This is a genomic window from Nocardia sp. NPDC049707 (assembly GCF_040674855.1).
In the GTDB taxonomy this organism is placed as follows: Bacteria; Actinomycetota; Actinomycetes; order Mycobacteriales; family Mycobacteriaceae; genus Nocardia.
In genome coordinates, this window is the sequence record NZ_JBFANN010000005.1 from 1 (window position 1) to 19,970 (window position 19,970).

The 19,970-nt window shown below is 65.6% G+C and carries 16 protein-coding genes; 8 read left to right on the forward strand and 8 right to left on the reverse strand.

The window, feature by feature from the left end; all coding sequences use genetic code 11:
- The first annotated feature begins 146 nt into the window (after positions 1 to 146).
- The 8 genes from AB0J29_RS07100 (at position 147) to AB0J29_RS07135 (ending at position 12,860) form a co-directional block, all read left to right on the forward strand.
- Positions 147 to 683 (forward strand): NUDIX hydrolase, encoded by a 537-nt coding sequence (locus AB0J29_RS07100; RefSeq protein WP_062981726.1) that lies wholly within the window; start codon positions 147 to 149, stop codon positions 681 to 683.
- Positions 680 to 3,376: a DUF6049 family protein gene (locus AB0J29_RS07105; RefSeq protein WP_364780627.1), complete on the forward strand. Its 2,697-nt coding sequence runs from the start codon at positions 680 to 682 to the stop codon at positions 3,374 to 3,376. The genes AB0J29_RS07100 and AB0J29_RS07105 overlap by 4 nt, the downstream gene beginning before the upstream one ends.
- Before the next feature lie 184 nt (positions 3,377 to 3,560).
- The gene (locus AB0J29_RS07110; RefSeq protein ID WP_364780629.1) at positions 3,561 to 7,955 is read left to right on the forward strand and encodes a lipid II flippase MurJ; all 4,395 of its coding nucleotides are present in this window, start codon (positions 3,561 to 3,563) and stop codon (positions 7,953 to 7,955) included.
- A 442-nt stretch (positions 7,956 to 8,397) separates the two neighbouring features.
- Positions 8,398 to 8,931 (forward strand): RNA polymerase sigma factor SigM, encoded by a 534-nt coding sequence (sigM, locus tag AB0J29_RS07115; RefSeq protein WP_364781185.1) that lies wholly within the window; start codon positions 8,398 to 8,400, stop codon positions 8,929 to 8,931.
- Positions 8,932 to 9,025: 94 nt separating this feature from the next.
- Positions 9,026 to 9,859 (forward strand): hypothetical protein, encoded by an 834-nt coding sequence (locus AB0J29_RS07120; RefSeq protein ID WP_364780631.1) that lies wholly within the window; start codon positions 9,026 to 9,028, stop codon positions 9,857 to 9,859.
- 241 nt (positions 9,860 to 10,100) lie between these two features.
- The gene (gene trxB, locus AB0J29_RS07125) at positions 10,101 to 11,087 is read left to right on the forward strand and encodes a thioredoxin-disulfide reductase (RefSeq protein WP_364780634.1); all 987 of its coding nucleotides are present in this window, start codon (positions 10,101 to 10,103) and stop codon (positions 11,085 to 11,087) included.
- 75 nt (positions 11,088 to 11,162) lie between these two features.
- Entirely contained in the window at positions 11,163 to 11,489 is a 327-nt protein-coding gene (gene trxA, locus AB0J29_RS07130; protein WP_364780637.1) for a thioredoxin, read from the forward strand.
- A 174-nt stretch (positions 11,490 to 11,663) separates the two neighbouring features.
- Complete coding sequence (locus tag AB0J29_RS07135; protein ID WP_364496987.1) at positions 11,664 to 12,860, forward strand: N-acetylmuramoyl-L-alanine amidase; 1,197 nt, start codon at positions 11,664 to 11,666, stop codon at positions 12,858 to 12,860.
- 110 nt (positions 12,861 to 12,970) lie between these two features.
- Here AB0J29_RS07135 and AB0J29_RS07140 read toward each other — a convergent pair whose 3' ends face one another.
- From AB0J29_RS07140 to rnpA, 8 genes are all read right to left on the reverse strand, one after another.
- Complete coding sequence (locus AB0J29_RS07140) at positions 12,971 to 13,702, reverse strand: GNAT family N-acetyltransferase (protein ID WP_364780641.1); 732 nt, start codon at positions 13,700 to 13,702, stop codon at positions 12,971 to 12,973.
- A gap of 213 nt (positions 13,703 to 13,915) precedes the next feature.
- A complete protein-coding gene (locus AB0J29_RS07145) occupies positions 13,916 to 14,959 on the reverse strand; it encodes a ParB/RepB/Spo0J family partition protein (protein WP_364780644.1) in 1,044 nt (347 codons plus the stop codon).
- 25 nt (positions 14,960 to 14,984) lie between these two features.
- Complete coding sequence (locus tag AB0J29_RS07150) at positions 14,985 to 15,992, reverse strand: ParA family protein (protein ID WP_364780647.1); 1,008 nt, start codon at positions 15,990 to 15,992, stop codon at positions 14,985 to 14,987.
- A gap of 561 nt (positions 15,993 to 16,553) precedes the next feature.
- Complete coding sequence (rsmG, locus tag AB0J29_RS07155) at positions 16,554 to 17,282, reverse strand: 16S rRNA (guanine(527)-N(7))-methyltransferase RsmG (protein WP_364780650.1); 729 nt, start codon at positions 17,280 to 17,282, stop codon at positions 16,554 to 16,556.
- A 119-nt stretch (positions 17,283 to 17,401) separates the two neighbouring features.
- Entirely contained in the window at positions 17,402 to 17,932 is a 531-nt protein-coding gene (locus AB0J29_RS07160; RefSeq protein ID WP_364781188.1) for a protein jag, read from the reverse strand.
- A 148-nt stretch (positions 17,933 to 18,080) separates the two neighbouring features.
- Positions 18,081 to 19,175 carry a membrane protein insertase YidC gene (yidC, locus tag AB0J29_RS07165; RefSeq protein WP_364780653.1) on the reverse strand — a complete coding sequence of 365 codons (1,095 nt, stop codon included), beginning with the start codon at positions 19,173 to 19,175 and terminating at the stop codon, positions 18,081 to 18,083.
- A gap of 4 nt (positions 19,176 to 19,179) precedes the next feature.
- On the reverse strand, positions 19,180 to 19,533 hold the full coding sequence (gene yidD, locus AB0J29_RS07170; RefSeq protein ID WP_364780657.1) for a membrane protein insertion efficiency factor YidD: 354 nt from the start codon (positions 19,531 to 19,533) through the stop codon (positions 19,180 to 19,182).
- Positions 19,530 to 19,961, reverse strand: a complete 432-nt coding sequence (rnpA, locus tag AB0J29_RS07175; protein ID WP_364780660.1) for a ribonuclease P protein component — start codon at positions 19,959 to 19,961, stop codon at positions 19,530 to 19,532. The genes yidD and rnpA overlap by 4 nt, the downstream gene beginning before the upstream one ends.
- Positions 19,962 to 19,970 lie beyond the last annotated feature (9 nt).

Consider the following 19,970-nt stretch of genomic DNA (forward strand, 5'->3'; position numbering starts at 1 on the left):
GTCGTCGAAGCGCATGCGACGAAGTCGCGAGTCTCGACGGCTCGGACGCGAGACAGAAGGGGGCCGCGAACACGCCGCGCCCGCGCGGCCACAAACACAGCACGCCGCGCCGGAGGCACGGCAATTCAGCACAGTAGGATTGCGTGGTGTCTCCGGCCGATCGCGCGAACAGTCGACGCCGCCAGCCCCGGCGCCGCGGTTCGGCCGCCAACGCGGCAAAACCGCGCATGCGTACGGTACGGGAAACCTCGGCGGGTGGACTCGTCGTCGACGGGTTGGACGGGCCGAGCGATAAACGCAGCGCGGCGCTGATCGGGCGAACCGATCGGCGTGGCAGACTGCTGTGGTCGCTGCCCAAGGGACACATCGAAGAGGGGGAGACGCCCGAGCAGACCGCGATCCGGGAGGTCGCCGAGGAGACCGGAATCAATGGGATCGTGGTCGCCGAACTCGGCAGCATCGATTACTGGTTCGTCACCGAGGGTCGCCGGGTACACAAGACCGTGCATCATTATCTGCTGCGTTCCATCGGTGGTGAGCTCTCCGACGCCGACGTCGAGGTCACGCAGGTCGCGTGGGTTCCGTTGAGCGAATTGGACTCTCGGCTCGCCTATGCCGACGAGCGGCGACTGGCCGAAGTGGCGAACCGGATGATCGACCGGATGGAGACCGGCAAGCGATGACCCAGACTTTCCGGCATCGCGCAGCGATTCCGTGGGGGGTGGTGGCCGGGCGACGGGTGGGCCTGTTCCGGATCATCGCGACGGTCCTGACCATTCTCGGCTCGGCGACGGCGGTTCCGGTCTTGCTCGCCCAGCCCGTCGCCGCCCAGCCGACGACGCCGAATAGTTCGTCGTCGCCGAAATTCCTGAAGCTGACCCTGGATTCGGTGAATCCGTCCGCGGTGACCACCACCAGCGATCCGACGCTGACGGTCGCGGGCACCGTCACCAATATCGGCGATCGGGTGGTGCAGGACATCAGTGTCCGCATCCAGCGGGCCGCCGCGGTGTCGACGCCGAGCGGGCTGCGCTCGACCCTACGTCTGGACCAGGTCAATTACGATCTGACCGGTCCGTTCGAAGATATCGCCGATCGGTTGAGTCCCGGCCAGCGCAAACAGTTCACGATCAGCATCCCGTTGCGCTCCAACGGCGGTACGGCGTCGCTCGATATCACCAAGCCGGGCGTTTATCCGCTGCTGATGAATGTCAACGGGGAACCGGCCTATGGCACTCAGGCCCGCCTCGACGACGCGCGGTTCCTGCTTCCGGTGCTCGGCGTGCCGGCCGCCGTCGACGGCAGTTCGCCGATACCCGCCGCTCCCGATACCCCGGTGGCGACGACTCTGCTGTGGCCGCTGGCCGACCGTCCCCGACTGGTCGCCGGGGTCACCGGCCCACTCAATGGGAAGGCCGAGCTCACCGACGACGAACTGGCCGCATCGCTGGGCAAGGGCGGGCGGCTGGATCAATTGCTCGGGGCCCTGGAATCGGTGCTCGGCACCAATCAGGCCAGTCGTGATCGGACGCTGACCTCGGCGGTCTGTGTCGCGATCGATCCCGATCTGTTGATTACCGCACAGGCGATGACCAAGGGTTATCGCGTGCTGGCCAGCCCTTCCGATCCGGACGGTGCGACCAGGGCGGGCACCGGCGCCGATCAGGCTCGGACCTGGCTGGACCGGTTGCGCGCGGTCGCCGCGTCGACCTGCACGGTCGCGCTGCCGTTCGCGCAGGTCGATGTCACGGCACTGGCCGCCGTCAACGATCCCGAGCTGTCCACCCGGGCGCTGAACGAACCCGCCGAGATCGTCGATTCGATTCTGGCCACCAAATCGGTGCGCGGGGTGAGCATCCCGGATTCCGGCAGTATCGATGACAGCGCGGGAATGTTGTTGCGCGGCCACGGTTTCGGGACCGCCGTACTGGCCGATACCGGTACCGTCCCGCTTGGCACCGCCGGTACCTGGACGTATTCGCAGCCGATCACCACCGGACACGCCGGCATCGGTAGTCAGAGTTCCGCCAACCAGAGCAGCTCGAGTCCGCCGCTGCCGGAGACGAGCACGCCGGATGTGGTCCGGCTCGCCGAGATCGCCCCGGTGCCCGTCACCGCGGAGCCGATACCGGAACCGCGGACCAGCGCGCCACCGACCCCGTCTGCCATCGGTACACCGACCACAAGCACCTCCGCCCCGACCACGAGCCCGGCGCCCGCCAGCGCCCAGCCCACGCCCACCGATCCGGCATTGCACGCGGCGACCTTCGATATCTGGTCCGCGACCGCCCTTGCCGCGGTCGGCTCCAACCCGCCCACCCCGTCTTTCACCCCGGCACACGTCCGCTACGACGTCACCAACGACTCCAGGATGGCCCGCCTACAGGACGCACTAGGCGCCATCACCTGGACCGCGTTGAACCCGGAGCCGAACCGCCCGCGCTCGCTCTTACTGGCTCCGCCGCAGCAGTGGAGCGCGAACCGGGAAGAGGCCACCGCGATCCTGAAACAGGTCGACCTGCTGCTGCGCAATAACCTCGCGACTGCGCGTGCGCTCCCCGAGCTGGTCGCCGAATCGCCCGACCCACAGCCCTACGAACCCGACTATCTGCCGCAGGCCGCTCACGACGCGGTATCGGAAAGCTTCCTGCTGCCGGTCCACGACCAGGCCCGCCGGATCACCGATCTCATGCGCTCGCTCGTCGAGGTGCCCGCGGCCGAGCCGACACCGAATCAATATCTGACCCCGCTGCGCGACGATCTGCTGCGCGTGCTCACCCTGTCGGACCGGCGCTCCGGCGATTCCGCACAGCCGGATACCTATGCCCAGCGCCGGCTCGACCAGACGACCCGCACATTGGACCGGCTCTACGGTTCGGTCACCGTGCTGCCGCCCGGTGGGGTGTACACCTTGGCCTCCGAACAGAGCCCATTGCTCTTGGTCGCGCGCAACAATCTGCCGGTCGCCATCCGGGTCCGATTCCGGATCGAGGCGCCGGCGGAGACAAAGATCACCGATCCGGGTGAGGAGACGCTGCCTCCCACCGGAAGTCGGTCGTTCCAGATCCCGACCGAGGTCACCGACAGCCGTAACCTGGTCATTCCGATCTCCCTTACCACGTCCGACGGTGTCCCACTCGGCAATCCCACCTCGGTCTCGGTGCGTTCGAACGCTTACGGTCAGACCTTGGCAATAATTACGGCGTGTGCCGGAATACTGCTGCTCCTGTTGGCCGGGCGCCGGTTGTGGCGTCGGTTCCGCGGACAGCCGGATCCGGCCGACGAGGGTTTCGATCCAGGCACCCGGCGCCGGGTGAACAGGTACCGACGTGCGCGCAGGCGCGTACTACAGCAGGAGCAGCAGGAGGTGGGATGAGTACGAGGACACTTCGCTCGTGCTCGACTGTCGTCGCTGTGTTCGTTCGGTCGCCCGGCAAGCAGTCGGCCGTCGCCGATCGATACCGACCCGACACCCACTCATGGCATCGTGGAGGACGATCGCGTAACACCGTGGACGGCATCGGCCCGGCGACGGGGGCTGGCATGACGCAGGAGGCACGATGAGCGACGATGATCTATCGGCTCATCGGCAACCACCTGTTGATCGGCCCGACGGACCCCCGGTCCGCCGGGCGCCTTCGGCACCTTGGGAACGCCCGCTCGCGCAGCCACCGGCAGGACCGGAGGACGCGGAGATGACTCCCGATGAACGTTTCGGCGATTCGCCGCGCGTACCGCAGGTGAGCCGTCCCGGTCAGCCGCAGCGACCGATGCCGCCGCCCCGTCCGACCCCGCGCGGCTCGCAGCCGCCCACCGGTCCGATGGCGCCACCCTCCGGCGCATTGCCCAGGCAACCGGCGCCGCAGCGACCGGCGCCGCGTCCCCAGCAATATCCGGACCCGCAGCAATATCCTGAACCCCGGCCGCATCCAGGTCAGCAATCGCATCCGGGCCAGCGCCAATACCCGGTGTCGCCGCAACAGCCCGGTCCGGCTCGGCCGCGGCCGATGCCGGGACCGCCGGGCGCACCGCCTCGGGTCCCGCCCCAGCGTTTCGCGCCGCCGCCGAACTATCAGGCGCCGCGACCGAGCTATCAGACGCCACCGCCACAGCCCCCGGTGACGCGGCAGCCACCGATCGAACGACAGCGGCCGGTAGAGCATCAGCAACCCGTCGAACGTCGGCAACCGGTAGCACCGCAGCACCATCCCGTTCCTCGGGAAGGGGCCAAGCCGCGTACCCAGGAATGGCCCGCCGCACCCGCATCGGGCGCGGTCGCCACCGAAACCAAACAAAACGCGGGTTCGCGCCTGCTGCGCGACTCCGGATCTATCGCGATCGCCACCCTGATCAGCCGCGTCACCGGCTTCGGCAAACAGCTGTTGCTGCTGACCGCGCTCGGCCCGGCCGTCGCCAGTGCCTACACCTCGGCCAACCTGATCCCCAATATGATCACCGAGCTCGTCCTCGGCGCGGTCTTGACCGCAATGGTGGTGCCGACACTGGTGCGCGCCGAACAAGAGGACGAGGACGGCGGTGTCGCCTTCACCCGCAGGCTGGTCACCGCCGCCTTCGCCGTACTCGCCGCGGCTACGCTCTTCGCCGCGGCTGCGACGCCGCTGCTGGCGACCCGGGTCTTCGTCTCCTCGGACGGCAAGGTCAATACCGAGCTGACCACGGCGCTGACCTATCTCTTGGTGCCAGCCATCCTGTTCTATGGCATGTCGGCACTGTTCACGGCGATTCTCAATACCCGACAGAACTTCAAACCCGGGGCCTGGGCACCGGTGCTGAACAACGTCGTCGTGCTGGTCGTGCTCGGTCTCTATGCCCTCACCCCGGGTGAGATCACGCTCGATCCGGTCCGGATGAGCGATCCGAAACTGCTGGTACTCGGCGGCGGCATCACCCTCGGTGTGGCCACCCAGGCGCTGAGCCTGCTGCCCGCGATCAAGCGCAATCAGATCGATCTGCGACCGCTGTGGGGTGTCGACGCGCGACTCAAGCAGTTCGGCAAGATGGGCTCGGCCATCATCGTGTACGTGGTGATCAGCCAGATCGGTCTGATCGTCTCGAATCACATCGCCTCGACGGCGGATGAGGCGGGCCCGGCGATCTATACCAACGCCTGGCTGCTGCTCCAGCTGCCCTACGGCGTACTCGGTGTCACGCTGCTCACCGCGATCATGCCGCGGTTGAGCCGCAACGCGGCCGCCGATGACACACCCGCGGTCGTGGACGACCTGTCCGTCGCGACCCGCTTGACGTTGATCGCCCTGGTTCCGGTGGTCACCTTCTTGACACTGGCCGGTCCGCAGGTCGGCGAGGCGCTGTTCGGCTATGCGCGGTTCACCGGCGACGCCGCACGGCTCGGCACCGCGGTGAGCTGGTCGGCCTTCACGCTGATTCCGTACTCCCTTGTGCTCATCCATCTGCGCGTGTTCTACGCCAGGGAGCAAGCATGGACGCCGACCTGGATCATCCTCGCGATCACGACCATCAAGATCCTGTTCTCGGCACTGGCACCGGCGCTGGCGAGCGACAGCGGTCAGGTCGTGATCATCCTCGGTGTCGCGACCGGACTCGGCTTCCTGGCCGGTGCCGTCATCGGCGGCTATCTGCTGCACCAGAGCCTCGGTGATCTGCGCATGGTCAATGTCGGACGCACCGTGACCCGTGTTCTGCTCTCCTCGATCGCGGGTGGCGCGGTCATGCTGATCGTGGACAAGGTGCTCGGCATCGACCGGCTCTCCGGTGGCCCTGGCTCGCTGATCCGGGTGATCATCTCGGCCATCGTCATGTTCGCGGTCGCCTTCGGGCTGATGCGCCTGGCCGGTATTCCGGAGATCGTCGCGATCACCGTCGCCATCTCCCGGCGCCTCGGCTTCACCCCGCCCGCCCCCGATCTCGACCTCGAGGGCCCGGTCGAGGACGAGTACATGACGCAGGTGTTCCGGCGGCCAGAGCCGTATGTGGCATACCCTGGCTTCGACCCGTACATGGATGCCCAAACCATGGTGCTACCCGTGATCCGAGCTCATACCGTTGACAGCACCGGTATGGGTGAGTTCCCGTACCCTGTTCGGCAGAGAAGCACAGGTGGCGAGTTCGCCGAAACTTCGACATATCAGGGCGAAGGAGGAACGAGGGTGAGCGACGACGCGGCGCTGGGCGGCGTCCCAGCCGCCGAATCTGCTACGACCAAGGCAGGCGGGCTCTCCACAGATGTTCCGCCCGGCGGGGAGGCGTCCGATCCCGCATACGCGAATCAGGGTGCCGATAGCGGTCCGCCGGAGCACGATTCGGCGCCCGAATCCGGTGAGCAACCGCTGGAGGCCCCGCAACGCGATCCGATGTACGACACCGGGATGATCCCGATCCCGCCGCAGCTACCGCCGATGGACGATGCGGGCCGAAGAACGCCACGCGGCCCCAAGCTGATGCCGGGCGCTTCGGTAGCGGGCGGCCGCTACCGGCTGCTCGCGAGTCACGGCGGATCCCGCGGACTCAGGTTCTGGCAGGCGCTCGATATCAAACTCGACCGCGAGGTCGCGCTCACCTTCGTCGATGCCGATCAGAAGGCCACCGACAACTCCGGTCACGACGGTCCGCAGGCCATCCTGTCGCGCACACTGCGCCTGGGCCGAATCAACTCGCCGGGCTTGGCCCGCGTGCTGGATGTGGTGCGTGGCAGCTCCGGCGGCATCGTGGTGGCCGAGTGGACGCCGGGCCGGTCGCTGCGCGAAATGGCCGAAACGGTGCCATCGCCCATCGGCGCCGCCCGCGCCATCCGGGCGCTGGCCTCGGCCGCCGAGCTGGCGCACCGCGGCGGTGGCTCGCTGTCCATCGACCATCCGGATCGGGTCCGGATCAGTGCCACCGGTGATGCGGTACTCGCATTCCCGGGCACACTGTCCGATTCCGACGCGCAATCCGATGTGCGCGGCCTCGGCGCCATGCTCTATGCGCTGATCACTGCCCGCTGGCCGATCCGCGCTGGTGGCATGACCGGCAACGCCGCTACGGTCGGCGGGTTGCGGCTCGCCGATTTCGGTTCCGATGGCACCCCCGTCGAACCGCGGCAGATCCGGCCCGAGGTGCCGTTCGAGATTTCGGCGGTCGCGGTCCGTTCACTGGAATCGAATAAGGGTGTGCGCACCGCGGCGACCGTGCAGCATGTGCTCGAACAGGCCTCGGTGGTCGATCAGAAGACCGATTTCATCCCGGTGCTTCGCCTCGGTCAGCGTCCGCCGAACAGCGTCGAGGAATCGCTCGCGGATCCGGAATTGCTTGCGGCGGAACGGGAACGCTCGCAGCGGATGATGTGGATCATGGTGGGGCTCGGCATTCTGGCCGCACTTGTGGTCGGCATCATCATCTGGTGGATGGTCAGTGTCTTCGCACCGAGCGCCTCGAACGCACCGCTCAATGAGCAGCGCAATATCGGTCTCACCACGAACAGCTCACCTGGGCCCGCACCCACCTCCGGCGGTACGACGGATACGGCCGCGAGCGGGGTGCCGGTTCCAGTGACGAGCGTGTCGGTCTTCTCCCCGGAGGGCACTCCGGACAATGTCAGTGGTACCGGTGCGGTGCTCGATCACGATCCGGGCACCGTCTGGCGCACCGATCAGTACTTCCAGCAGTTCCCGGCGCTCAAGAAGGGCGTCGGGCTGCTGGCCACCCTGCCGAGTCCGGCCAAACTGACGAGCGTCTCGATCGAATCGCCGAGTCCGGGCACCTCGGTCGAGATCCGCACCTCGCCAACGGCCGCACCGACCCTGGACCAGACCCAGCTGATCGGCTCGGCCCGACTGGAGAACGGCATCACCGAAATCCCGGTCCACGGCGATCAGGCGGCCCGCTATGTGCTCGTATGGATCACCGGACTCGGCAATTCCGGTGGGCAGTTCCAGACTTCGATCGCCGAAATCCGCTTCGACGCCGCGGCTTGACCACGCTGGCGAGTGTTCGGGCCGAACCAGCAAGTGCGGCTGGGGCCGCGTTCAGGTCCTAAGTGAAGTGCCCGTTGACTTTTGGGCTTGCTCGACGAGTTACCGATGTTCTTGCGAATGTTCTCGCATCGCGCCCGCCGGTGTCGATTCCCCGGGCATACCGCACCGATTCAGCCCTGACTGGTCTGGTTGCTGTCAAATCTTTACTGACGATATGATCTAGCCGCGCTCTCACAGCAGGGGGAGCCCCCCGGGTTCTGGTTTTTCGATCCTGGATGCTGCGAAATTTCGATGGTGGTCGCTATGTCCGTCATCGCCGTGAGAGCTGTCCAAGGGGTTGGTTTTGCCGTCCGAGCTGAACGAGGATTCCCACCGGGGGAAGTCGCGGCCTGTTGCGTTCGACGAGCGTTCGTTCGTACCCGACGACCTCACCGATGTCGAATTGCTGCACGCCCATGTCCGCGGTCAGCGGCATGCCTTCGCCGAATTGCTGCGCCGCCATAACGACCACCTCTGGCAGACCGCCCTGCGCACTTCCTATACCCGCGAGGACGCGGCCGATTCGCTGCAGGACGCCCTGCTCTCGGCACACCGGACCGCGGCCACCTTCCGCGCCGAGGCCGAGGTGCGCAGCTGGCTGCATGCCATTGTGGTGAACGCCTGCCTGGACCGGATCCGGCGCAATAAGACCCGCCGCGCGGTATCGCTGTCGCCGGAGACCATGCCGGAACCGAAGGACACCAGGGACGATATCGCCGAACTGGAAATGTCCCTCGTCATCGACCGCGCGCTGTTCACGCTGCCGGAGGAGCAGCGGGCAGCGCTCGTCGCGGTGGAGCTCGAGGGGCGTAGTGTCGCGGAGACAGCGGCGCTGCTCAACGTTCCGGAGGGCACCATCAAGAGCCGATGTGCGCGGGGTCGGCTGCGGCTTCGAGAACGTTTGGAATTTCTGCGTGATCCGGGGAACCGGAAGTAGCTGTGATGCGTCATTAATAGTGACGGACAACCAGACGATATACAGCAGTGCCCGTGACGTGCGGCGGGCATCGACTCGAGAACCCGGAGGTGCGATGGCGACGCAATCCGTTCCGCAGCCTCCGTTCTCGCCCGAACTGCTCGCCGATCTCCATGCCGACAATCTGGCGCCGGAGCTGAGTGAGCAGCTATGGCCGGTGGTTCGCAATGATCCGGATGCCCTGCGGTTCCTGAACTCGCTCGACGACGTCAGCGCCGAACTACGCGCGCTCGGCCGGGACGAGCGCAACATCCACGCCATGCCCGCCGATATCGCGGCCCGGCTGGAGGAGTTCGTCGAAGGTCTGGATGCGGCGCGAGAGCCCAGCGAGCGGGTCGCAACCGTCCATCGACTGCCCTCGGTCACCGCACCGCCGGAGTCAACGGCCACGGTGTGGCCCGAATCCACCGATGACGCAACGGATTCCGAACCGGTGAACCCCACACCCGGCACCGCTTCCATCCCGCTGCGGCAACGCCGCACACGCGCGCTCCGCTGGCTCGCCGCCGCGGCTGCCGTGGTCGCGGTCGTGGCCGGTGTCGCGGTCGTCGTGGACGCACTGCGCGGGCACGAGGTGTCCCCCAGCGCCCAGCCGAGCACCGGCAATGTCCAACTCGGTGACGAACTCGACACCACCGTCGTACTGAGCGCCCTGGGTCGCAATGACGTCACGGGCGCACTCGGCACACCAACGGCCCTGAACAGCTGCGTCCACGCCAACGGCCTGGACCGCACCGTCCTCGGCTCGACCAACACCACCTTCCATGGCAAGGACGCCGTGTTGATCCTGCTCACCGGCCCGCGCCCGCGTAAGATCACCGCACTGGTCGTCGGAATCGGTTGCGGCGCAGACGATCCGCAGCAGTTGGCACTCACCGATATCGGTTGACGAGTGGGCGACTCCTCCGCCTCCTCGAACCTGCGCCGGCATCGTGGGTGCCACCGAAGCTATGTTGCCGACCCGCGGTCCAGCCGTGGACAGTGCTGGACGTACCCCGTTACCCGTAATTCCGAAATCAGCATGTTGATGGCTGACAGCCGATCGTAGGAAGCGGGCGCGGGCGCGGGAACATCTGCGTTTACCCTGTTGTTGACCGACACGTCTAATGAATCCCCCTCGGAAGGGTCACATGAGCAACGCAGTCCGCGACTTGATCATCGTCGGCTCCGGACCCGCCGGCTACACCGCCGCCGTCTACGCAGCCCGCGCCGAACTCCAGCCCCTGCTGTTCGAGGGCACCCAGTTCGGCGGCGCACTGATGACCACCACCGAGGTCGAAAACTTCCCCGGTTTCCGTGCCGGCATCATGGGCCCGGATCTGATGGAGGAGATGCGCGAACAGGCCAAGCGGTTCGGCGCCGATATCCGGACCGAGGATGTGGACGCCATCGACCTGACCGGCCCGATCAAGACTGTTACCGTCGGTGACGAGACGTACCAGGCCTACGCCGTAATCCTCGCCATGGGCTCGGCAGCGCGCTATCTGAACGTCCCGGGTGAGCAGAAGCTGCTCGGCCGCGGTGTCAGCGCCTGCGCTACCTGTGACGGCTTCTTCTTCAAGGGCCAGGACATCGTCGTGGTCGGCGGCGGCGACTCCGCGATGGAGGAGGCGACCTTCCTCACCAAGTTCGCCAACACCGTGACCATCGTGCACCGGCGTGAGGAATTCCGCGCCTCGCGCATCATGCTGGAGCGCGCCAAGGCCAACGAGAAGATCAAGTTCGTCCTCAATGCCGAGGTCGCCGCGGTCAACGGCGATACCGGCGTGACCAGCCTGACCCTGCGCGATACCCGCACCGGCGAGACCTCCGAGCTGGCCGCGACCGGCCTGTTCGTGGCGATCGGTCACGACCCGCGCAGCGAGCTGGTCAAGGATCAGGTGGCGCTGGACGACGAGGGCTATGTGCAGGTGCTGCACCCCTCGACCGCCACCAAGGTGCCCGGTGTCTTCGCCGCGGGCGATCTGGTCGACCACACCTATCGCCAGGCCATCACCGCCGCGGGCACCGGCTGCCGGGCCGCAATCGACGCCGAGCGTTGGCTGGCCGAACAAGGTGACATCGCCTCGAACACCCTGGATCACGCCGGCAACTCGATTGCCGTGCCCGCCAACTGATCTCATTATTTCTGCACTACCCGCGGCGCGAGCGACGGGCCCGGGGAGCGCCGCAATTCAACAAAGGAGATACCCATGTCCGAGAACACGGTCACCGTGACCGACGCGTCCTTCGCCGAGGATGTGTTGCTCAGTGCGAAGCCCGTCCTCGTCGACTTCTGGGCCGACTGGTGCGGCCCGTGCAAGATGGTCGCCCCGGTACTGGAGGAGATCGCAGGCACGCACGCGGATAAGCTGACCGTGGCCAAGGTGGATGTGGATGCCAATCCGGGCGTCGCCCGCGATTATCAGATCCTCTCGCTGCCAACTATGATGCTGTTCTCCGGTGGCAAGCCGGTCAAGCAGATCGTCGGCGCAAAGGGCAAAGCCGCCCTGTTGCGTGAACTCGACGGCATTATCTGACGTATTCGTCAAAGGAACGCCGTCATTCGACGACGCGCCGTAGGATGCCTGGACGCCGGGAATTGCTGAATTCCGGTCCGGGTCTGAGACAATCGACCGACCTCCGGTCGTGCGACGGTGTGAGCCTTCGCATGAGTGGGTACCCGGGTGGACGGAAGGAAAGGGCTCTCACGCATGCACCGACTTCGTCACGGCGATACCGGTCCAGCCGTCGCCGAGGTTCGGAGCACCCTGGCAAGTCTCGGGTTTCTGCATACGCACTCCGCCGCAGCAGATCACGCTGATGCGCGAGAGTACTGGATGGACACCGACGCTTCCTTCGATCGCCAGCTCGACTCGGCGGTTCGCGCCTTCCAACAGCACCGCGGACTGCTAGTCGACGGGGTCGTCGGACCGGCTACCTACCGCGCGCTCAAGGAAGCCTCCTATCGCCTCGGTGCCCGCACGTTGATCTACCAGCTCTCCGCGCCGCTCTACGGCGACGATGTGGCAACGCTGCAGCGCAGGCTGCAAGACCTCGGTTTCTATGTGCACCGCGTCGACGGTTACTTCGGCCCGCACACCCATGAGGCACTCACCGCATTCCAGCGGGAGATCGGCTTGGCGGCGGACGGCATCTGCGGTCCGGATACGCTGCGCTCGCTGGAGCTGCTCGGGGCGCGCGTCACCGGCGGCAATCCGCATCGCATCGCCGAGGAAGAGGTCGTGCACCGGGCCGGGCCGCAGCTCACCGGCAAGCGGATCGTCATCGATCCCGGCCTCGGCGGCCCGGATAAGGGCTTCGCGGTGCCGACCGAGTACGGCGATGTCTACGAGTCGGAGATCCTCTGGGACCTGGCCAGCAGGCTGGAGGGCCGAATGGCCGCCACCGGCATGGAAACCTTCCTGTCGCGGCCGTGGGGCGCCAACCCGACCGATGCCGAGCGCGCCGATACCTCCAATGCCTTCGACGCCGATCTGATGATCTCGCTGCGTTGCGCGACCAATCCGAGCCCGTCCGCGAACGGTGTCGCGGGCTTCCACTTCGGCAACTCGCACGGGTCGGTATCGATGATCGGTCAGGTGCTCGCCGGCTTCATCCAGCGCGAGGTGGTTGCACGAACTTCGTTGCAGGACTGCCGAACTCACTCGCGCACCTGGGATCTATTGCGACTAACCAAGATGCCGACCGTCCAGGTCGATATCGGTTATCTCACAAACGAATACGATGCATCGGTCCTCACCAACCCACGGATGCGCGATGTCATCGCCGAGGCGATCCTTATCTCGGTAAAGCGGCTGTATCTGCTCGGCCAAGACGATCAGCCGACGGGCACATACACTTTCGCTGAACTATTGGCGGAGGAAATGGCCGCCGCCGACCGGATGTAGCGAACTTCCTTCTGAATCAATAGATTACGAACAACCAATATACTTCCGATACGAGTGCGCTCCTGCCGACGAAACTGTCAGCAGGAGCGCACCGTTATCTGTGCTGAGTCTCAGGGAGCTCCGACGCGGAAGGGCACGGTCAGCGAGGCCGCGGCGAGTAGCTGATCGAGCGCGCGCTCCACATCTTCCTTCCAGCCGTGATCGGAGTTCAGTTCCAAACGCAGCCGGGGAAAACGATGATGCGGCGCCACCACTTCGAAGCCCACGTCCTCCAGGAAGTCGGCCTCGATCATGCAGGTTTCCGGCGAACATTCGGTCGCCCTACCGGCCGAGGCCACATCCCGGACCGGTGAACCGATCCGCTCCATCAACCGCATCGAGCCGAGCGAACGGTCCGACATCGCGGTTGCCGGGGGATCGGTGCGAATCCCGAAGGCCTCCAATGCGCGGACGCCGCGACGCACCAGATCGGCCACCACGGCCGTCATGAGGCGATGGGCTATGTCGGCATCCTGGTAGGGGAATTCGGCCCGCAGTGTGGTCAGCAAGACCGCGTCCGGGCTGACCGGCGATGTGGGGAAGAGGCCGGCACGCGGTACGGCGCTCGGTGGCGAATACAACGCACACCCCGCGACCTTGCCGTCCACGTTCGCGACCTGACCGCACGAACCCCACTCCAGCATGACCGTGGAGAGCCAGGCCTCCTTCTCGAAGACCGGATCACTGAACTCACGGGAGGTCGCGGCCACGGCCGGATCGATCTCCCAGAACACGCAACGCCGCGCATGCGCGGGTAGCTTATCGAGTCCGCCCAGGGTTAGTGCTGTGACGCTGGTCGACACCGCTCTGCTCAGCCTCCAGCTATCCGATTCATCCACGCTCACGCTGCATTCACTCGCCAGCAAGAATAAGCGATCAAAGCGAACCCGCCTCATTCCACGTCGCCGTGCTGTTGCTAAGGAGCCGCTCCGTAGGCCGTTTCCGCGCCGTCACAGTGACGTTTCGACGCCGGACCGACTGCCTACCGGAAATACACGGCTATTTTGCCACTTCTGTCACTTGCCGAGCTGCTGCTCCATCATGCCTACGATGCGTTCGAGGTCTTCGACCGAACCGAATTCGACAACGATCTTGCCCTTCCGCTTGCCGAGGCTCACGGTGACGCGAGTGTCGAATGATTCCGACAATCGCTCGGCCACATCCTGTAAACCCGGCATATGAATCGGCTTGCGCCGGGGGGCAGGGGGAGCGGCCGTATCCGGATCCCGGTTCGCCAGGGTGACGGTTTCCTCGGTGGCCCGGACCGACAATCCCTCGGCGACGATGCGGGCGGCGAGTACCTCTTGGGCGTCGGCGCCTGCCTCGAGGCCGAGCAGCGCGCGAGCGTGCCCGGCGGACAGTACGCCGGCCGCGACCCGACGCTGCACCGGGATCGGCAGCTTCAACAGGCGAATCATATTCGTCACCACCGGTCGGGATCGACCGATTCGCGTGGCCAATTCCTCATGGGTGACATCGAATTCCTCGAGCAGCTGCTGATAGGCCGCCGCCTCTTCGAGCGGGTTCAGCTGCACCCGGTGGATGTTCTCCAGCAAGGCATCCCGCAGCATCGCGCCGTCCGCGGTCTCGCGGACAATGGCCGGAATGGCCGCGAGTCCGGCCTCCTGGCAAGCGCGCCAACGTCGCTCGCCCATCACGATCTGATACTTGTCCACCCCCGGCTCCAGCCGACGCACCACGATGGGCTGCATGAGGCCGAATTCCTTGATGGAGTGCACCAACTCGGTGAGCGCGTCTTCCTCGAAAACGTGTCGCGGCTGCTTGGGATTCGGTTCGATCTGCTCCGGCGGAATTTCCCGATAGGTCGCACCACCATCCGACAATTGCTCATCGCCGGGGTCAGGGACCCGGTGCAGGAAGGCGGAAGCCGGCTGCGGTCCGATCGGATCGATGCCGATGACGACATTGGCTGCGGCGCTGCCGAGTCCCGGTGTGGCACCGAGCCCCGAAGTGGCACCGAGCCCCGGTGTGGCCGCCGGCCCCGTCGGAATCAACGCGGCAAGTCCGCGGCCTAGTCCGCCCTTCTTCGCCTGAGTCATCGGTTACCGACCCTTTCCTCGTTCGTCACTGCGCGCGCTCTGCCGCACCCGGCCGAACCACCGGCCGCGCGGCCATCTCGCGACCGGCGTCCAGATAACTCATCGCACCCCGGGAGCCTGGATCATAATCGAGCACCGTCATGCCGTAGCCCGGCGCTTCGGAGACCTTCACACTGCGGGGGATGACCGACTTCAACACCACATCACCGAAGTGCCCACGTACCTCCTCGGCGACCTGGTCGGCCAACTTGGTCCGACCGTCGTACATCGTGAGAATCACTGTCGACACATGTAGTTCGGGATTCAGATGCGACTGCACCAGACCGATATTGCGGAGCAACTGCCCGACACCCTCGAGGGCGTAGTACTCACACTGGATCGGGATCAGCACCTCCTTGGCCGCGACGAGCGCATTGACGGTGAGCAGACCGAGCGACGGCGGGCAGTCGATCATGACGTAATCGATGTCGTACCCGGCGATATTGGCCTCCTGGATGGCGGCCTTGAGCCGCCCCTCCCTGGCCACCATGGAAACCAATTCGATCTCAGCGCCGGCCAGATCGATGGTCGCCGGAATGCACAGCAGGCGCTCGCTGTGCGGACTCCGCTGAATCGCATCCCGCACCGACACCTCGCCGATGAGGAGTTCATAACTCGACGGGACACCCGAGTGATGTTCGATGCCCAGGGCGGTGCTGGCATTGCCCTGAGGATCGAGGTCGATCACGAGAACCGTCATCCCGGTATGCGCCAGGGCGGCCGCGAGATTCACGGTGGTTGTCGTCTTACCGACGCCCCCCTTTTGATTGGCGATGGTGATGATCCGTTGCTCGCGCGGTTTCGGCACTGTCACCTTTCCTGGATGCAATATCTGGCTTGCACGTTGGGCTTCGGCCGCTATCGGGGTCTCGCTCGGGGAGATGTGCCCGAACGGTGTGCTTCCAAATGCCTCCGCATCGAAGGTGCTGGAGTCCAGCATCCCCGGCACGCGCGACGCTGTTTCCCGTGAAACATTCGCCGGACCGCTCGACATAGACAGCTCCTAACGCGAGAACCTCAGATCACATGCGCCCGACCGAATTCGACGCCGTGTCATCACTAGCCGTGTCGGATCGAACTTGATGCTCAATCGGAACGGCGGCGTCCGCTCGACCGAGCGAAGCTCTTGCCGCTGCGGCACCCACATCCATCCGTGGCAACAACGCTCACGCCCGACGCTCACTAGCTTGCCAGCACTCAGCGCGATAAGAAAGCTGAATCGCGGCATCACGCAAAGGACACGCGAATCTGTACCGAATCGCATCGCTGCGAACAAGATTGACGCACCCGATCCGCTGCTTCACATGAAATATGAAGCCCCGGACCGACACCGAAGTTCTGTTTCACATGAAACATCGAATATGCCCCGAGGGAGCGGGTGGCCCACGTTGGGCGCTCTCGCATCCAATGAGCCCGACGGAATGGGGATCATCGTTTTCTCTAGCCGGGGACATGGGATTCGAAACGTCACGTGAAGTTTCGAGTTGCAGCCCGCCGAGATACAGACGCCCAGACACGCCGTTTCACGGGAAACATTGCCGCGAATCGGCTGCTGCTACTTCGATTTCCGCGCCGACCTACCGGCCCGACGTGACGGACGCCCGGCACGCGGCAGCCGCTCCGCACTGATCACCAGAGTCGGGGTGGAGACGAGTCCGGCGCCGCATTCCACAACGGTCGCATTCCCCGCGCCCGCCTTCGCCAATTCCTCGCCATCGCGCTCGAGTTCCTCGGCCGCGCTGATTCCCTTCAGCGCAAGCATCCGTCCATGATCACGCAATAGGGGGACCGACCACTGCGCCAACTTCGCCAGCGGAGCGACCGCGCGAGAGGTCACCACATCCGCGCCGCCTGCTTCCTTCAGCACGCCCGACTGCTCCGCCCGACCGCGCACCACGGTCATATCGAGTCCGGCCGCCTCGATGAATTCGCTCAGAAAGAGCGTGCGGCGCAATAGCGGCTCCACCAAAGTGATCCGAAGATCGGGACGCGCGATCGCCAGTGGGATTCCGGGTAGTCCGGCACCGCTGCCGATATCGACAACAGTGGCGCCCTCCGCCATCAGCTCACCGACCACCGCACAATTGAGAATGTGCCGATCCCATAGCCGCGGCACCTCACGGGGACCGATCAGTCCGCGCTCGACGCCGGCGGCGGCGAGGGCGGCACAGTACCGACGCGCGAGATCCAGCCGGTCTCCGAATACCACCGCGGCCGCGGCCGGGGGCTCCAGCTCATTCGGCAACGCGGTGATGCCGCCGAGATCTCGTTCCACGTGAAACATCCTTCCGAACTCGAGTCGATCAGTGTGGCGATGGGGCTAGGGGAGGGGAGCGCATCCGAGACATGAAAAGGGCCTCCGGTCCGAAGACCGGAGGCCCTAATCCAATCACAGTGCACGATTCAGGCAGGCACCACGACAACGTGCCGATTCGGCTCGACGCCCTCGCTCTCGCTGCTGACACCATCGACGGCGGCGACCGCGTCGTGCACGATCTTCCGCTCGAACGGAGTCATCGGCGCCAACGGCTCCGGCTTACCGGATTCCAGCACCCGCTGTGCGGCGGCGGTGCCGAGCGCACTCAACTCGGAGCGACGCTTGGCCCGCCAGCCCGCCACGTCGAGCATGAGCCGGCTGCGCACTCCGGTGGCCTGCTGCACGGCCAGACGGGTCAGCTCCTGCAGTGCGTCGAGCACCTCGCCATCGCGGCCGACCAGCTTGGAGAGATCACGGCCGCCATCAATACTCACGACGGCGCGGTCACCCTCGACATCGAGATCGATATCGCCGTCGAAGTCGAGCACATCGAGCAACTGCTCGAGGTAGTCGCCCGCGATTTCGCCCTCTTCGATGAGAGCTTCCTCGGCATCGTTCGCGGCGTCGGTGGAGTCGGCCCCCGCATCGGCTTCGCGACCGCCCGCATCGTTCACCATCGTCGTCGTCGCCACAGTGGCGTCCCCTCCGTCGGTTTCAACAGTCATTTGATTTCCTCTTCATCTGCTCATCGCGCGCGACCGGCGACCGGCGCCAATCGGAGAACGCGAACAGGGTTGCTCAGAGATCCCGCAGGCGCGCGAGGTGTCAGCGCCGTCGCTTCTGGTTGGGGCGCCCACGGTTGCCCGGCCGCTTCTGCCCGCCCGAGCGCCGCTGTCCCGCCTTGGTCGGCGACTTCGCGGTGCCGTTGGTCGACGGTGCCGCGTCGACCGCATCCACGGCATCGGCATCCGCATCAACCGGTGTCGCGTCGGAGGGTGACTGCTTCTTCTTGATATTGACCGGTTTCGCACCAGGCTTGGGCGCGTTCTGTGCGCGCTGCTCCAGCTTCTGCTGCTTCTTGATTTCCTCTTCCTTCGCCATACGGCCGAAGACGAGGTGCTGCTGCCCGTAAGTCCAGATGTTATTGGAGACCCAGTAGAGCAGGATGGCGATCGGCAGGAACGGGCCACCAACGAGCACGCCGAGCGGAAACACCCACAGCGCGAGCTTGTTCATCATGGCCGACTGCGGGTTGGCCGCGGCTTCCGGACTCTGCCGGGCCACCGAGGCGCGGGCGTTGAAGTGCGTCGCCAGACCGGCGATCACCATGAGCGGGATGGAGACCAGCGCGATGCTCAGCTTGGTCGGCACGCCGCCGTAGTCGGCGAAGGCCTCCAGCTGGCCCGGCGGGCTGGTGATGTAGGCCGAGATGGGGGCGCCGAAGATACGCGCGCTCAGGAAGGACTGGACGTCGACGGCGCTGAAGACGTAGTTCGGCGTATGCGCATTGTCGTAGGCCGACATGCTGAGCTGGCCGATACCGGTGCCGGTGCGGTTGAACGAACGCAGCACATGGAACAGACCGAGGAAGACCGGCACCTGCGCCAGGATCGGCAGGCAGCCCATCAGCGGGTTGAAGCCGTGATCCTTCTGCAGCTTCTGCATCTCGGTCGCCATCTTCTGGCGATCGTTCTTGTACTTCTTCTGCAGCTCCTTGATCTGGGGCTGCAGTTCCTGCATCTGCTTGGTGGTGCGCACCTGCTTGACGAACGGCTTGTAGAGCACCAAGCGCAGCGTGAACACCAGGAACACCACGGCCAGTGCCCAGGTGAGTCCGTTGTCCGCGCCGAACGCGAACCCGAAGACCCGATGCCAGAACCAGAGGATCCAGGACACCGGATAGTAAATGAAGTCGAGCACGGCTCTATGCACTCCCGTCGTTCGTATCGCCGATCACCGCGCGCGGTGATCCTTTACAAGCGTGTGGCGCCGATGGCTGCTGGTCGGCGGCTGTCTCGTTCCGTTCGCGTGTTTTCCGCTCCGGAACGGGATCCCACCCACCAGGGTGCCAGGGTGCGCATTTCGCCAATCGCACGACCGTCAATCCGAGGCCGACGAACAGGCCGCGGGTGCGTAACGCGGTCACCGCGTACTCGCTACAGGTCGGGGTGAAACGACACACCGGCAGGCGCATGGGGGAGACATACGTCCGGTAGAGCTCGATCAGGAAGATCACCGTGTTCGCGGGTAGCCGAGCAACGGTGGAGCGCGCACTCATCCCGCACCGGCCACGGTAGCGGATGGGCGAATCATATCGAGCTTGCGCAGCGCGCCACGCAGCTGGCGGAGCAACTCTGTCGAGTCGGTGGTCGCGGCGCCGGGCAATGCGCGGATGACGATATCGGCATCGGCGGGCAGCTCGGCGATCACCTGACCGCACATATGACGCAGGCGGCGGGCGACGCGGTGTCGAATCACCGCGTTGCCCACCGCCTTGCTGACTATCAATCCGAACCGCGGACCGCCCACGCGGACCAACGATCCGGCCTCTGCCGCATCGCTTCTTCGTCCACTCTCGCCCACAGTTCCGTCATACCCGTGCATGAGCGCGTGTACGACCAGATCTCGCCTCCCGATTCGCTGGCCGCGGCGCACCGTCCGGGAGAAGTCGGCACGATGATGCAACCGATACGGCTCAGGCAACACCGGAGCGTC